Annotated in this window: 11 protein-coding genes; 5 read left to right on the top strand and 6 right to left on the bottom strand. The window is 73.4% G+C overall.

What is annotated here, in order from left to right; all coding sequences use genetic code 11:
* The first annotated feature begins 309 nt into the window (after positions 1 to 309).
* Positions 310 to 1,773, top strand: a complete 1,464-nt coding sequence (locus tag C593_RS0113305) for a catalase (RefSeq protein WP_018847783.1) — start codon at positions 310 to 312, stop codon at positions 1,771 to 1,773.
* A gap of 627 nt (positions 1,774 to 2,400) precedes the next feature.
* Here the strand turns inward: C593_RS0113305 and C593_RS0113310 are convergent.
* Both C593_RS0113310 and gcl read right to left on the bottom strand, forming a co-directional pair.
* Positions 2,401 to 2,952 carry a DinB family protein gene (locus C593_RS0113310; protein ID WP_018847784.1) on the bottom strand — a complete coding sequence of 184 codons (552 nt, stop codon included), beginning with the start codon at positions 2,950 to 2,952 and terminating at the stop codon, positions 2,401 to 2,403.
* Positions 2,953 to 3,120: 168 nt separating this feature from the next.
* Complete coding sequence (gene gcl, locus C593_RS0113315; RefSeq protein ID WP_018847785.1) at positions 3,121 to 4,899, bottom strand: glyoxylate carboligase; 1,779 nt, start codon at positions 4,897 to 4,899, stop codon at positions 3,121 to 3,123.
* 423 nt (positions 4,900 to 5,322) lie between these two features.
* Between gcl and C593_RS0113325 the strand changes: the two genes are divergently transcribed.
* Complete coding sequence (locus tag C593_RS0113325; protein ID WP_026277655.1) at positions 5,323 to 6,105, top strand: hypothetical protein; 783 nt, start codon at positions 5,323 to 5,325, stop codon at positions 6,103 to 6,105.
* A 134-nt stretch (positions 6,106 to 6,239) separates the two neighbouring features.
* Here the strand turns inward: C593_RS0113325 and C593_RS0113330 are convergent, their stop codons facing one another.
* Together C593_RS0113330 and C593_RS0113335 are read right to left on the bottom strand one after the other, a co-directional pair.
* Positions 6,240 to 7,874, bottom strand: a complete 1,635-nt coding sequence (locus tag C593_RS0113330; RefSeq protein WP_018847788.1) for an AMP-binding protein — start codon at positions 7,872 to 7,874, stop codon at positions 6,240 to 6,242.
* Positions 7,871 to 9,547 carry an AMP-binding protein gene (locus tag C593_RS0113335; RefSeq protein ID WP_018847789.1) on the bottom strand — a complete coding sequence of 559 codons (1,677 nt, stop codon included), beginning with the start codon at positions 9,545 to 9,547 and terminating at the stop codon, positions 7,871 to 7,873. Before C593_RS0113335 ends, C593_RS0113330 begins: the two co-directional genes overlap by 4 nt.
* Before the next feature lie 168 nt (positions 9,548 to 9,715).
* Here C593_RS0113335 and C593_RS0113340 point away from each other — a divergent pair, with 168 nt between their 5' ends.
* From C593_RS0113340 to C593_RS0113350, 3 genes are all read left to right on the top strand, one after another.
* A complete protein-coding gene (locus C593_RS0113340; protein ID WP_018847790.1) occupies positions 9,716 to 10,612 on the top strand; it encodes a helix-turn-helix domain-containing protein in 897 nt (298 codons plus the stop codon).
* Between the two features lie 11 nt (positions 10,613 to 10,623).
* Positions 10,624 to 11,172, top strand: coding sequence for a GNAT family N-acetyltransferase (locus C593_RS0113345; RefSeq protein ID WP_018847791.1), 549 nt, complete (start codon positions 10,624 to 10,626; stop codon positions 11,170 to 11,172).
* Positions 11,173 to 11,297: 125 nt separating this feature from the next.
* Entirely contained in the window at positions 11,298 to 11,852 is a 555-nt protein-coding gene (locus C593_RS0113350) for a Uma2 family endonuclease (RefSeq protein ID WP_018847792.1), read from the top strand.
* A 20-nt stretch (positions 11,853 to 11,872) separates the two neighbouring features.
* On the opposite strand, the gene C593_RS0113355 is transcribed toward C593_RS0113350, so the two are convergent.
* Positions 11,873 to 12,991: a winged helix DNA-binding domain-containing protein gene (locus C593_RS0113355; protein WP_018847793.1), complete on the bottom strand. Its 1,119-nt coding sequence runs from the start codon at positions 12,989 to 12,991 to the stop codon at positions 11,873 to 11,875.
* A gap of 99 nt (positions 12,992 to 13,090) precedes the next feature.
* Positions 13,091 to 14,608, bottom strand: a complete 1,518-nt coding sequence (locus tag C593_RS0113360; RefSeq protein ID WP_018847794.1) for a pyridoxal phosphate-dependent aminotransferase — start codon at positions 14,606 to 14,608, stop codon at positions 13,091 to 13,093.
* Positions 14,609 to 14,790: the final 182 nt, after the last annotated feature.

Genomic DNA, 14,790 nt, shown 5'->3' on the forward strand with positions numbered 1-14,790 from the left:
CCGGGCGCCCAACCCCGGGCCGCGCACACCCCGGCCCACCCCCGGGCCGCGCACACCCCGGCCCACCCCCGGGCCGCGCACACCCCGGCCCACTCCCGGGCCGCGCGCACCGCGGCCCGCCCCTGGACCCCGGCCGGCGTCGGCGCCGACACCTGTCCTGTCGCGCCCAGGCGTCGGCGCCGGCCGGAACACCCTCCTTCACTTTCAACAAACTGTTGACGTTTTCTTCGCGGGAAACCTACTCTCCTCGAACCGTCAGCCCTCGAAGCCGTCATCAGTGCAGCCCGTACGGAAGGTCGACCGAACCCCATGACGAAGCGCGTCCTTACGACCGAGTCCGGCGCCCCCGTCGCCGACAACCAGAACTCCGCCACCGCCGGCGTCGGTGGCCCGCTCCTCCTCCAGGACCAGCACCTGCTGGAGAAGCTGGCGCGCTTCAACCGCGAGCGCATCCCGGAGCGCGTGGTGCACGCCCGCGGCTCCGGCGCGTACGGGTACTTCGAGGTCACCGACGACGTCACCGCCTACACCCGGGCGGACTTCCTCTCCGAGGTCGGCCGGCGCACCGAGACCTTCCTGCGCTTCTCCACCGTGGCCGACTCCCTCGGCGGCGCGGACGCGGTCCGCGACCCGCGCGGCTTCGCGCTGAAGTTCTACACCGAGGAGGGCAACTACGACCTCGTCGGCAACAACACCCCGGTCTTCTTCATCAAGGACCCCATCAAGTTCCCCGACTTCATCCACTCCCAGAAGCGCGACCCCTTCACGGGCAAGCAGGAGCCGGACAACGTCTGGGACTTCTGGGCGCACGCCCCCGAGGCCACCCACCAGGTGACCTGGCTGATGGGCGACCGCGGCATCCCGGCCTCCTACCGGCACATGAACGGCTACGGTTCGCACACCTACCAGTGGACCAACGAGGCCGGCGACGCCTTCTTCGTCAAGTACCACTTCAAGACGAACCAGGGCATCCGCTGCCTCTCCTCCGAGCAGGCCGCCGAACTGGCCGGCAAGGACGCCAACTCGCACCAGACCGACCTGCTCCAGGCGATCGAGCGCGGGGTGAACCCGTCCTGGACGCTGTACGTGCAGATCATGCCGGCGGCCGAGGCGGCGGAGTACCGCTTCAACCCCTTCGACCTCACCAAGGTGTGGCCGCACGCGGACTACCCGCTCCAGCGGGTGGGCCGGCTGGTCCTCGACCGCAACCCGGACAACGTCTTCGCCGAGGTCGAGCAGGCCGCGTTCTCGCCGAACAACTTCGTGCCAGGCATCGGCCCGTCCCCGGACAAGATGCTCCAGGGCCGCCTGTTCGCCTACGCGGACGCCCACCGCTACCGGCTCGGCGTCAACCACACCCAGCTGCCGGTGAACGCCCCGAAGGCGGTCGACGGCGGCGCGGACAACTACGGGCGGGACGGCTTCATGGCGACCCGCAACGGCTCCCGCCACGACAAGAACTACGAGCCCAACTCGTACGCGGGCCCGGCCCAGACCGACGCCGCGCTCTCCGCGCCGCTCGCGATCCACGGCTGGACCGGCACCCACGCGGCGCCCGAGCACGCCAAGGACGACCACTTCTTCCAGGCGGGCGAGCTGTACCGGCTCATGTCCGAGGAGGAGAAGCAGCGTCTCGTCGCGAACATCGCGGGCGGCCTCTCCCAGGTCACCCGCGAGGACGTGATCGAGAAGAACCTGGCCCACTTCCACGCCGCCGACACCGACTACGGCAAGCGCGTGGCGGAAGCGGTCCGCGCCCTGCGCGAGGACTGAGGGCCCGTCAGCCGGCGCGCGGAGCATCCGTGGGAGGTCCGCTCCGCGCGCCGGGACGCGTCCCCGACACCGTGAACCCGCCGTCCGGGCGGACAGCACGCTGTCGCGGACGCGACCCGAACCCGCGCCGCGCGACCCGATGAGGGGTGGTCGCGCGGCGTGGCCCCACCCTGTCCCCACGGCCCACGCGCCCGGCATGAACCGGCGCGGGCCGCGGGGGTGTCCGGACACCCATCCGCCGGACGCTCCCCGGGGGCAGGCCGTGGCGAGGACCGCGGCGGAAGAGCGATGCCAGTGCGGTGGTGAAGGCCGCCGGACCCTCTCCGACGTGACGTGAGGTGCGCCGGCGCAGCCGATCGCCCCGCCGCGGTCCCAGCCCGTCACTCCCGGAGCCCGCTCCGGGAACCACAGACTCCGCCCGGCGGTGCGAACGTCCTGTCGCGCCAGCCTCGCACCGTCGGGCGGCACCACGTCCCCCTCCCCCGGTTTCCCGGCCCGGGCAGGTGTCGGTTTACGGTCCCGTACATCCTGCTCGTCGATCAGGGCTCGGCCTTCGCACAGAGGCCGGGCCCTGATCCATGTCCGGCACCCGCACAGCGGGCCCCCGGGCGTGCGGGCGCCCTGGGCTCACCGCGGCGGGTCCTCCCCCGTGAGCCCGTCCACGGACTCGCGGACGAGGTCGGCGTGGCCCGCGTGGCGGGCGTACTCCTCGACCAGGTCCAGGAGGATACGGCGCAGATTGGGGCGCTCACCGCTGGGGGTGGTGAAGGCGCCGAGCTTCTCCAGTCCGCCCGTGCGCAGTGCCTCGTCGACGACGGCACGGGAGCGGGCGACGGACTCCCGCCAGAGGGCGCGCAGTTGCTCCGGGGTGTCCTCGGCGGCGGAACGGTAGTCCCAGTCGGGTGTGGCGTCCCAGTCGACCGTGGCCCAGGGAGGACCGACGGGGGTGCCGAGCCAGAGGCGTGCGAAGTGGCTGTCCTCCACATGCGCCAGGTGCTTGAGGAGGCCGCCCAGGGTGACGGCGGACGCGCCGAGGGTGGCGCGCAGGCCCTCGGCGTCCAGGCCGGAGCACTTCCAGGCCAGGGTCGCCCGCCGGCGCTCCAGGGCACCGAGGACGGCCGCCGCCTCGGTGCCGGCGAGCGGGGGTTCGGGCCAGGTCTCGCCCGGTGGTTCGGTCATGGCCGCAGACCTTAGCGGCCGGCCTCGGGCGGCCCGTGGCCGGCCCGTGAGCCCGGCGGGGTGGCGCGGCGCGGGGGCTTCCCGGGGCCGGGCAGGGGGATCGCGGCGGAACGCCCGAGGGCCCGTTCCACGGGTGCGGAACGGGCCCTCGGGGGAACAGGCGCGGGGTCAGACCTTCAGGGGCTTGATCGCCGTCGGGGCGTGGCCCGGCTCGGTGGCCAGCTCCTCGAACTCGGAGATGTCGCTGATGTCCATGGTGCGGCTCATCGAGATATTGGTGATCCGCTCCAGGATCGCCTCGACCACGACCGGGACCCGGTACTCCGCCGCGAGCTTCTTCGCCTGCTCCAGGGCGGGCAGCAGCTCGTCCGGCTCGGTGACGCGGATCGCCTTGCAGCCGAGTCCCTCGACGACCTTGACGTGGTCCACGCCGTAGACGCCGAGTTCGGGCGCGTTGATGTTCTCGAACTCCAGGTTGACCTGGAAGTTGATGTCCAGTCCGATCTGCGCCTGGCGGATCAGGCCCAGGTAGCTGTTGTTGACCAGGACGTGGACGTAGGGGATGCGGTGCTGGGCGCCGACCGCCAGCTCCTCGATCATGAACTGGAAGTCGTAGTCGCCGGAGAGGGCGACGACCTGCGCCTCGGGGTCGGCCTTGGCGACGCCGAGCGCGGCCGGGACGGTCCAGCCGAGGGGGCCGGCCTGGCCGCAGTTGATCCAGTGGCGCGGCTTGTAGACGTGCAGCATCTGCGCGCCGGCGATCTGGGAGAGGCCGATGGTGGTGACGTAGCGGGTCTCCGGGCCGAAGGCCCGGTTCATCTCCTCGTAGACGCGCTGCGGCTTCAGCGGCACGTTGTCGAAGTGGGTGCGCCGCTGGAGGGTGGCCTTGCGCTCCTGCGCGGAGGCGATCCAGGCGGAGCGGTCGGGCAGTTTCCCGGCCGCCTTCAGCTCGCGCGCGACCTCGACGAACAGCTCCAGGGCGGCCTTCGCGTCGGAGGCGATGCCGTAGTCCGGGGCGAAGATCTTGCCGATCTGGGTGGGCTCGATGTCGACGTGGACGAACTTTCGCTCGCCGCGGTAGACGTCCAGCTTGTAGCCGGTGTGGCGGTTGGCCCAGCGGTTGCCGATACCGAGGACGAAGTCCGACTCCAGGAAGGTCGCGTTGCCGTAGCGGTGCGAGGTCTGGACGCCGACCATGCCCGCGTTCAGCTCGTGGTCGTCGGGCAGCGAGCCCCAGCCCATCAGGGTCGGGATGACGGGGGTGCCGGTGATCTCGGCGAACTCGACCAGCAGGCCGGTGGCGTCGGCGGTGATGACCCCGCCGCCGGCGACGATCAGCGGGCGCCGAGACTCCAGCAGGAAGCCGATCGCCTTCTCGATCTGGGCGCGGGTCGCGGCGGGCTTGTAGACCGGCAGCGGCTCGTAGGTCTCCGGGTCGAACTCGATCTCGGTGAGCTGGACGTCGATGGGCAGGTCGATGAGGACCGGGCCGGGGCGGCCGGAGCGCATCAGGTGGAACGCCTGCTGGAAGACGCCCGGGACCTGCGCGGCCTCCAGGACGGTGGTGGCCGCCTTGGTGACCGGGGCGGCGATCGAGGCGATGTCGACGGCCTGGAAGTCCTCTTTGTGGATCACGTGGGTGGGCGCCTGGCCGGTGATGCAGAGGATCGGGATGGAGTCGCCGATGGCCGAGTACAGGCCGGTGATCATGTCGGTGCCGGCCGGGCCCGAGGTGCCGATGCAGACGCCGATGTTCCCCGGGTGGGTGCGGGTGTAGCCCTCCGCCATGTGGGACGCGCCCTCGACATGGCGGGCGAGGGTGTGGTCGACACCGCCCCCCTCCTGGAGCGCCTTGTAGAAGGGGTTGATCGCGGCGCCCGGCACTCCGAACGCGTGGGTGACGCCTTCACGCTTGAGGATCTCAACGGCCGCTCGGGCGGCGGTCATACGAGGCATGGGGTGCTCCTGCTCCGGCCTTCGGGATCGGGCTCTGTCGCGCCACCTGAGAGCGGCGGTCCCGCGTCGGCGTTCTGTCAGTTTTCCGTATTACGGAAGTACAGTTCTGCTATACGGAAGCAATTTAGAACGTTGCCGATGCGCCGTCAAGGGACCGCCCGCCGGACGGACACCCGGGGAACGCGCACGCGGACGAGCACAGCGGCGAACACCCCGGCGAACACCCCGGCGAACGCCCCGGCGAACGCACCGCGCACCAGGGCGCCGCCGGGGCGCACGAGGGGGCGCAGTCCGGGAAGTGCCTCGCCAACCGCGCGCCGGTGGTGGACGATGGACCGGTACCGCCCCCGGGGAGGGCGGACGAAGGACCCGGGTTCCCGGCCGCAGCCGGCCCCGGAGGAAGGTGCCACGATGATCGAGAGCGTGCCGGTCCGCTGCCCGTCCTGCCGGCGCGACCATCTGTACGCGCCGCCGGTCTATCCGTGCGCCTGCGGAGCCCCGCTCGTCCCGCCGCTGCTCCCGGGCGCGCCGCCGGTGCCGATCGTCCACCGCACCTGGACGGACGACTGGGTGACGGTCCACTGCCCCGACTGCGACCGCCAGGACGCGTGGCCGCAGCCTGAACTGGGCTGCCCCTGCGGGACGGTGCTGCGGATCGCGGTCCGCCCGGTGGGCGCGTCCGTGCCGCCCGCCCCGGCGGAGACCGGCTCGGCGCCCCACCTCCTCACGCCGGACGGGGAGCCCTCCGACGAACACCGCGCGGCGGCCGTACCCGGCCCCGCGCACATCCCCCTGCCCCGCACCTCCGCCCGCCCCCGCCCCACCTTCCGCCCGGTCACCATCCGCACCGCGCGCGACGCGGTCACGGCGGCGGCGATGTATCTGCGCTGGCTCGGCTTCACCGACGTCCTCCAGCCCGACCAGCGCCCCCTCTCCGGCATCGATCTGCGCGGTTCCGGGGTCGTCGCCCAGGTCGACGCCTCGACCCGGCCCGCCACCCTGCGCGATGTCGAGTGCCTCTGGCTGAACGGCCTCAACGCGTCGGCGCAGAGCGTCTTCTTCTCCCTCGCGGGCTACGCGGACGCGGCCCGCGCCCGTGCGGACGCCCTGGGCGTCCCCCTGTTCGTCATGGACCTCACGGGCTCCCCGCAGCCGGTGAACGCCCCCGCCGACGAACTGATCGCCCGCGCGGTCTGAGCGGCGAGGCGTCCGCCACCCGCCGCGCCGCGCGACTGGCAGGGACGCGCTGACGCGCCCGGGCCGGACACCTCCCAGGGGTCCGCGTCGCCGCCGGGCGGCTGGTGCCGCGGACCGACGACGGCCGGCACGGTTCAGCCCCCGTAGCGGCCGCGCAGTTCGACCTTGCGGACCTTGCCGCTCACCGTCATCGGGAAGGTGTCCAGGACCTCCAGGCGGCGGGGCACCTTGTAGTGGGCCAGGCGCTCGCGGCAGAAGGCGGTGATCTCCTCCAGGGTGGGCGCGTCGGCCGGGTCGCGCGGGATCACGCACGCGAGGATCTCCTCGCCGTACCGCTCGTCGGGGACCCCGACCACCTGCACATCGGCGATCTTCGGGTGGGCGTAGAGGAACTCCTCGATCTCGCGCGGGTACACGTTCTCCCCGCCCCGGATGATCATGTCCTTGATGCGGCCGACGATCTGGACGCAGTCGTCCTCGCGCATCACCGCGAGGTCGCCGGTGTGCATCCAGCGGCCCGCGTCGATCGCCTCGGCGGTCTTCTCCGGCTCCTCCCAGTAGCCGAGCATCACGCTGTAGCCGCGGGTGCACAGTTCGCCGGCCTCGCCGCGCGGCACGGTGGTGCCGGTGACCGGGTCGACGATCTTGACCTCGACGTGCGGCAGCACCCGGCCGACGGTGGCGGTGCGCCGCTCCAGGTCGTCGTCGCGCCGGGTCTGGGTGGAGACGGGCGAGGTCTCGGTCATGCCGTAGCAGATCGACACCTCGGCCATGTGCATCTCCCCCACGACCCGCTTCATCACCTCGACGGGGCAGGGCGATCCGGCCATGATCCCGGTGCGCAGGCTGCTGAGGTCGTAGGCGGCGAAGTCGGGGAGGTTCAGCTCGGCGATGAACATGGTCGGCACGCCGTAGAGGGAGGTGCAGCGCTCCTGCTGCACGGCGCGCAGGGTGGCCGCCGGGTCGAAGGAGGGGGCGGGGATCACCATGCAGGCGCCGTGTGACGTGGCGGCGAGATTGCCCATGACCATGCCGAAGCAGTGATAGAAGGGTACCGGCAGGCAGACGCGGTCCTGCTCGGTGTAGCCGAGGGTCTCCCCCACGAAGTAGCCGTTGTTGAGGATGTTGTGGTGGGAGAGGGTGGCGCCCTTGGGGAAGCCGGTGGTCCCGGAGGTGTACTGGATGTTCACCGGGTCGTCGCACGACAACTCGGCTTCGCGCGCCGCCAGTTGGGCGTCGGTGACGTCCCGGGCCGCGTCGAGCAGCTGGTCCCGGGACCCGTCGCCGATGAAGTGCGCGGACCGCAGGCCGGGGACGGAGCCGCGCACCGATGCCACCATGGCGCGGTAGTCGCTGGTCCTGTGGGTCTGTGAGGCGATCAGGACCGAGACCCCGGCCTGGTTGAGGACGTACTCCAGCTCATGGGCCCGGTAGGCGGGGTTGATGTTGACCAGGACGGCGCCGACGCGGGCGGTGGCGTACTGGACCATCACCCAGTCCGAGCAGTTGACGGCCCAGATGCCGACCCGGTCCCCCTTGGCGACGCCGAGTCCGAGGAAGCCGCGGGCGAGCTGCCGCACGGCCCCTGCGAACTCGGCGTAGGTCCACCGGGTGCCCTCGGCGACGTCGACCAGGGCCTCCCGGTCCGGCCAGCGGGCCGCCGTGCGGTCCAGGTTCGCCCCGATGGTCTCGCCGAGGAGGGGCGTGGCGGAGGTGCCGTGGGCGTAGGAGGGCGGCGGGCCGGTGGGAGCGCTGGTGGTGTCGCTCAACGGAGGTCTCCTTCGGTGTACTCGGCGGTCGAGCCCTCGGCCGTCAGCCGGCGCAGCTCGACCCTGCGGATCTTCCCGGACACGGTCTTGGGCAGGTCGGCGAACTCGATCCGCCGGACGCGCTTGTAGGGCGCGAGGACGGCCCGCGCGTGGGCGAACAGCACCTTCGCGGTGTCGGGGCCGGGCTCCCAGCCGTCCGCCAGGACGATGTACGCCTTCGGGACGGCGAGCCGCACCGGGTCGGGCGCGGGGACCACGGCCGCCTCGGCGACGGCCTCGTGCTCCAGGAGGGCGCTCTCCAGCTCGAAGGGGCTGATCTTGTAGTCGCTGGCCTTGAACACGTCGTCGGAGCGGCCCACATAGGTGAGGTAGCCGTCCGCGTCCCGGGAGCCGATGTCGCCGGTGCGGTAGTAGCCCCCGGCCATCGCCTCGGCCGTGCGCTCGGGGTCGCCGTGGTAGCCGGTCATCACGCCGACCGGGTCGTCCGACAGGTCGACGGCGATCTCGCCCTCCTCGGCGCCGGGTTCGCCGGTGACCGGGTCGAGGAGGGTGATGGTGTACCCGGGGCCGGGGCGTCCCATGGAGCCCGTCTTCAGCGGCTGGCCGGGGCTGTTGGAGACCTGGACGGCGGTCTCGGTCTGGCCGAAGCCGTCCCGGATCGTGACGCCCCAGGCCCGCCGGACGGTCTCGATGACCTCGGGGTTCAGCGGCTCGCCCGCCGCGACGACCTCGCGCGGCGGGACGGCCAGGGCGCTCAGGTCGGCCTGGATGAGCATGCGCCACACCGTCGGCGGGGCGCAGAAGCTGGTGACACCGTGCCGGTCCATCTCGGCCATCAGGCGGGCCGCGTCGAAGCGGGTGTAGTGGTGCACGAAGACGGTCGCCTCGGCGTTCCAGGGGGCGAAGAGGTTGGACCAGGCGTGCTTGGCCCAGCCGGGCGAGGAGATGTTCAGGTGCACGTCGCCGGGGCGCAGGCCGATCCAGTACATGGTGGCGAGGTGGCCCACGGGGTAGGAGACGTGGGAGTGCTCGACGAGTTTGGGCCGGGCGGTGGTGCCGGAGGTGAAGTAGAGCATCAGCGGGTCGCCGGCCCGGGTCGGCCCGTCCGGTGCGAACGCTTCGGGGGCGGTGGCGTTCTCCGCGTACGGCAGCCAGCCGGCCACGGGCGGGCCGACGGCGATCCGGGTGTAGGCGCCGGGGACCTCGTCGAACTTGGCGGCGTCGGCGGAGCGCGCCAGGACGTGCCGGACCCGGCCGCGGTCGACGCGGTCGCGCAGATCGGCGGGGCCGAGCAGCGGGGTCGCGGGGATCACGACGGCCCGCAGCTTCATCGCGGCGAGGGCGGTCTCCCACAGTTCGGCCTGGTTGCCGAGCATCACGAGGATCCGGTCGCCGGCGGCGACGCCCCGCGCGCGGAGCCAGTTCGCGGTGCGGTTCGACCGGGCCGCGAGCTCCGCGAAGCCCACCCGGGTCTCGGTGCCGTCCTCCTCGACGAGGTGCAGGGCGGTGCGGTCGTTGCCCTCGGCGATGGCGTCGAACCAGTCCAGCGCCCAGTTGAAGTGCTCGAACCGGGGCCAGGCGAAGTGCTCCCGGGCCGCCGCCCAGTCCTCCCGGTGCCGCAGCAGCAGGTCCCGTGCGGCCCGGAACCTCTCCGTCGCACTGCCAGACGTCATGGTCGCTCTCCTCGGTGGCGGTGGTGCGCGTGCGGGAGGCCCCGCGCGCGCACGCTCGTTGCGGAACCCGACGCCGCCATCGTGTAATCGGTGACGCGGGTCTCACCACCCCCGGACGGGGGTGTCGTCCGGAAGGCGGCCGACGGTGGCCGGCAGGAGGTACAACGCGTGACCGGATCCGTCGAAGCGGTCGAGCTGGGGGCGGCGCTGCTGCGGCTGCGGCGGGCGACCGGCCTGCCCGTCGCCTTCGGCGGGCTGCTGCCCGCCGGTGCCCGGCCGGGCGGGCCGCTGCGGCTGTCCGCGCTGACGGGTGCGGAGACGGGCGCACTGCGCGGGCTGGCGATCCGGGGCGGCAACGGGCTCGGCGGCCGGGCGATGGCCCTGGCCCGGCCGTGCGCGGTGACCGACTACCCCGAGGCGCGCACCATCACCCACGACTACGACGGGCCGGTGGCGGCGGAGGGCCTGCGCTCGGTGGTGGCCGTGCCGGTGGTGGTGCGGCGCACGGTCCGGGGTGTGCTCTACGGGGCGCTGCGCAGCCCGCACGTCCTCGGCGACCGGGTGCTGGACGCGGTGGCGGCGGCGGCGCGGGACGTGGAGCAGGCGCTCGCCGTCGCGGACGAGGCGCGGGCCGTCCGTGCGGCGGCCGGGGACGAGGCGCGGGCCCTTCTCGCGGCGGCCGGGGCGGCGGCCCCTGCCGAGGGCGTTCCGCCGGGCGCGTGGGAGACCGTCCGCGAGGCCCACGGCGCCCTCCGCGCCCTGGCCCCGCGCATCACGGACCCGGCCCTGCGGGACGAACTCCTCGCGGTCTGCGGCCGCCTGGCCACGGCCTCCGCACCCCGCGGCCCCGCGGGCCCGGGCCTCGGCGGGGTGGCCCTGACACCGCGCGAGCTGGACGTCCTCGCCTGCGTCGCCACCGGCACGACCAACGCGAGGGCGGCGGCCCGGCTGGGCCTGCGCCCCGAGACCGTCAAGAGCTACCTCCGCTCCGCGATGCGCAAACTCGGCGCCCGCACCCGCCTGGAGGCGGTGACGGCGGCCCGGCGGGCGGGGGCCCTGCCGTAGGGTTGCCCACCGTGACCGGACCCGGATTCGTCGCCTGGCCCCCCGCCCCGATCAGGACCGAGCGGCTCCTCCTCCGCGAGTCCGAGGCCCGGGACCGCCCGCGGTTCATCGAGCTGTTCGCCTCCCCGGAGGTGGGCACGTACCTCGGCGGCCCCCGCCCCCGGGCCGACCTCGAACGGGCGGTACCCGCGATACCCGGGCGGCGCCCCGGCCTCTTCGTGGTCGACCTCGACGGCACGATGACCGGCACGGTCACCCTCGACCGACGCACCCCGGACCGCCCGGGCCACCTCGGTCCGTCCGCCGGGGCGGCCGAACTCGGCTGTCTGTTCCTGCCGGAGGCGTGGGGACACGGCTGCGCCGCCGAGGCGTGCGCGGCGGCCCTCGCCTGGTTCGCGACCGCCCTTCCCCACGGGTCCGTCGTCTTCCGCACCCGGACCGCCAACTCCCGCGCGCTGCGCCTCGCGCTGAAGCTGGGCTTCACCGAGCGGGAGCGCTTCGAGGAGTTCGGGGCGGAGCAGTGGTCCGGCGTCCGGCCGCCGGCCGCGCCGGCCGGTTGAACCCGGCTCGTCGCGGGTCCGGATACGCTGGACTCCGCTTCCCGAACGAGGACGGTCCGGCGGCGCGCCGGCCCGTCACGGTATGCACGAACAGGCCGGGGCCGGCCTCGACCACAGGACTGCCGATGAGCACAGCCGCCGACTACGGCAATGTGGATCCCGAAAGGGCTCTCAAGTACGCCGTCCAGCACATCAAGGGCGACCGCGCCCAGATCATCGAGGGAATCATCGAACCCGTGACACCCACCTGGGACCACGAAGCGGCGGCGGAGTCGATCCGGGACCAGATCCGCCCGCGTGCCCGGGAGCTGGGATGCGTGACCGGGTCGGGGAACCTCGACCTCCCCGGGTCGTCCAACTGGTACGTGCCCGACATCGCGGTCGTCCCCGCGGCCCAGGCGAAGGGCGCGACCGCCCTGCTGCCCGAGGACACCCTGCTCGTGGTGGAGGTGACCTCGGAGTCCAACCGGGACACCGACCTCGTCGTCAAGCGACGGCGCTACGCCGAGTACCACGCCCCGCTCTACCTCCTGGTCGACCGCCAGGAGCAGAGCGTCACCCTGTTCGGGGAGCCCGGGCGGCTGGGCTACACCAAGGTCGACGGTCCTCACCCGTTCGGAGCGGTGATCCGGCTGCCCGAGCCGTTCGGCATCGACCTGGACACGGCCGAACTGGGCTGACGCGCCCCCGGCCTGCCCGTTCAGTCGCGCACCGCGCCCTCCCTCACGTCCCCCGGCAGGTCCGGGTGGAGGAGGGTCAGGGTGCGGTGGGCCTCTTGCTCCAGGGCCGTGCGCTGGGGGCGGGTGAGGGGGATGAAGGGCTCCAGGGTGAGGACCGCCGTGGACATGGTGGTGTCGGTGCGCCAGAGGCCCGCGACGAAGCCGTCCAGCAGGAAGGTGCGGAAAGCCTGGTTGCCCTTCCAGGTACGGGGCTTGTGCTCGGCGGAGACGACGCGGGTGCGGTCCGCGTGGGAGAGGAGGAGGTTGTCGAACTCGGGCAGCAGGCGCGGCGGGGCAGGGGTGGCCGGGTCGGGGCGGGGAGCGTCGGGGAGGTCGAAGAGTTCGGTGCCCCGGGCGTCGTGGAAGACGAGGAGATCGGGGCGGAGCCGCTCGAAGACCTCCCGCGTCCGGGTCAGGCCGGCCCACGTCTGGAAGTCCTTCACCGAGGCGGGGCCGAAGGCGGCGAGGTAACGCAGGACGGTGCCGTCCGCGTCCGGAGTCTCCTCGGCCCGGCGGCCGAACCAGTGCTCGGCGGTGGTCAGCGCGACCTGGCCGCTCCTCCCCCACAGGCCGCGCGGGGTGACCTGGACCAGCGGCAGGAGGCAGCGTGCGGCGACGGAGAGGGCGGGCGGGTCGGCGTCGGGCCAGTGGACGGTCAGGGCGTCCCGCAACTGGGCCATGGTGCGCGGGTGTTCCTCGACGAGTTCACGGGACAGCCGGGCCAGGCGCGGCAGGTCGACCCCGGACAGCCGCCCCCGGAACTGGTGCAGTTCGCGGTCGCGGGCGGGCTGGACGAGGGGGCGCAGGCCCAGGCAGTCGTCGGCGGTGTGGGTGTGGATGGTGGACCGCAGGGTGACCATCCGGGCCACGGTCCGGTCGGCCATGGCGGTGGAGAGCGTCTCGGGGTCGAAGCCGTCGAGGCGGGCGGCGAGGGCGAGATAGGGCGGCTTGACGTTCTGCGCCTGGAGTCCGACGAGGTGCGTCACGGCTGCCACCGGGTCCATGTCCGCGCGTTCCAGCAGGAGTTGGCGGGCCAGCGTGGCGCGGTTGAGCGCGCGCGTGCCGAGCACGGGGTGCGGGTGCGAGGTCTTCGTCGCCATGGCCGTACGCTACCGAGCCCTGCGGACAGGGGCCGGCGGACAGGGGCTGTCCGCTACGAGGTCCCGGTCCCGCCCGGCCCCCGCCCTGGTCGGTCCGGCTCAGGTGCCGTTGATCAGGCGGTCGACGGCCGCCGTGCCGGAGGACTTGTAGCCCGCGGTCATGGCCCGCGCCAGGCCGGGCCGGGCGACGCCGGGCTCGGGGGACGACGGCGGCGGCCCGGGCCGCGCCGGGGCCTGGGGTTCCGCGCCCGGAGTGGGCAGGGGGAGGGGTGGGGGCAGGGGGACGAGGCCGGCGGGGGCGGCGGCCTCGGCGGCCGGCGGGACCGGCCCGGCAACGACGGACTCGGGGGCGACGGACTCGGGGGCGACCGCGCGCGGCACGGCCACGGCCCCGGCCACGCCCCTGGGGGCGACGGCAGCCACCGGCCCCGCCGGCACCCCCGCCAGCATCGGCGCCGCCGCCTCCGGCACCGGCGGCGGCGACGGGGCCGTCACCCGCTGCCCGTAGAGGACCTGCTCCATCGCCCCGACGAGCAGCCGCACATCCGGCTCCGGACGCACCACCAGCCGGACGAACCGGCTGGAGCTGCCGATCTTGTTGCCGCACTCGCGGATCAGGACACCGTGCTCGGCGAGCAGCCGGTCACGCAGGATGGTTCCGTCGGCGCCCTCGGGCAGGCGCACATAGACGAAGTTGCCCTGGGAGGGGTAGACGGTGAGGCCCGGCAGCTGGGCGAGCGTCCTGGTCATGTCGTGGCGGTCCCGGCAGACCTGCCGCAGGCTTCGCAGGTACTCCCGGCCGTGCTCGGCGAGCATGAACACCACGGTCTCCGCGAAGGAGTTGAGGTTCCACTTGGGCAGCGCGGCCCGCACCCGGCCGGCGAGGGCCGGGTTGGCAACGAGGTAGCCGAAACGGACGCCGTGCAGGCCGAAGTTCTTGCCCAGGCTCCGCAGCACGATCACATTGGGCCTCAGGACCGCCTCGGCGACCACGCTCACCTCGGGCCCCTCGTCGGCGAACTCCAGGAAGGACTCGTCCACGACCACCAGATCGAGGTCGTGGAGCTGGTCGAGGAGGGAGAGGACCTGGTGTCTGGTGAGCAGCCCGCCGTCGGGGTTGTTCGGGTTGCAGACGACGGCGACGCGCGAGCCCCGGCTGCGGATGAAGCGGACGAACGCGTCCACGTCGAGGGCGAAACCGCGCGCCTCGGGCAGCAGGAGCATGTCGACGCGCTTGCCGGTCTCCATCGGCTGGTCGGTCCACCGTCCGAAGGTCGGCACCGGCACGGCCAGGGACTCGCGGACGAGGAGGTGGTCGATCCAGGTGATCAGCTCGGTGGAGCCGTTGCCCATCGCGACGGTCTGCGGGTTGAGCCCGAGGACCCGGCACAGCTCGGCGGTGACGGTCTCGGCGCTGCTCGGGTAGTACGTGAGGATGTCCCGCAGCCGGGCGCCGAGTTCGTCGAACATGGCGGGTGTGGGGAAGTACGGATTGCAGGGGATGCAGAAGTCGGTGATCTCCCCGCCGCCCGCCCCGCCCGCCCGGCTGAGGGTGAAGTACGAGGGACTGTGCGCGGTACTCGCGCGGAACAGTGCGGTGACGTTGCTGCCGGCCACGACATGCCTCCCGGGGACTGCCTGCTGCTGCCCGTTCCTCGCACCGGCGGCGGGCCCGCCCCGGCCGACGGGTGGTACGGGCGGGGGCGCCCGGGCGTTCAGCGGAGGCGGAAGTGTCCCGGGGGCGGGTCCGGAAGCCCGGCGTCCGGCGGGCGGCGGTGACCGTGGCGGTTGCGGCGGTG

The organism is Streptomyces sp. CNT372, from assembly GCF_000377145.1.

Excerpts from the sequence above, each read along its gene's own strand:
- C593_RS0113305 (WP_018847783.1), top strand. The coding sequence starts at position 310 with ATGACGAAGCGCGTCCTTACGACCGAGTCCGGCGCCCCCGTCGCCGAC.
- C593_RS0113310 (WP_018847784.1), bottom strand. The coding sequence starts at position 2,952 with ATGACCGAACCACCGGGCGAGACCTGGCCCGAACCCCCGCTCGCCGGC.
- gcl (WP_018847785.1), bottom strand. The coding sequence starts at position 4,899 with ATGACCGCCGCCCGAGCGGCCGTTGAGATCCTCAAGCGTGAAGGCGTC.
- C593_RS0113335 (WP_018847789.1), bottom strand. The coding sequence starts at position 9,547 with ATGACGTCTGGCAGTGCGACGGAGAGGTTCCGGGCCGCACGGGACCTG.
- C593_RS0113350 (WP_018847792.1), top strand. The coding sequence starts at position 11,298 with ATGAGCACAGCCGCCGACTACGGCAATGTGGATCCCGAAAGGGCTCTC.
- C593_RS0113355 (WP_018847793.1), bottom strand. The coding sequence starts at position 12,991 with ATGGCGACGAAGACCTCGCACCCGCACCCCGTGCTCGGCACGCGCGCG.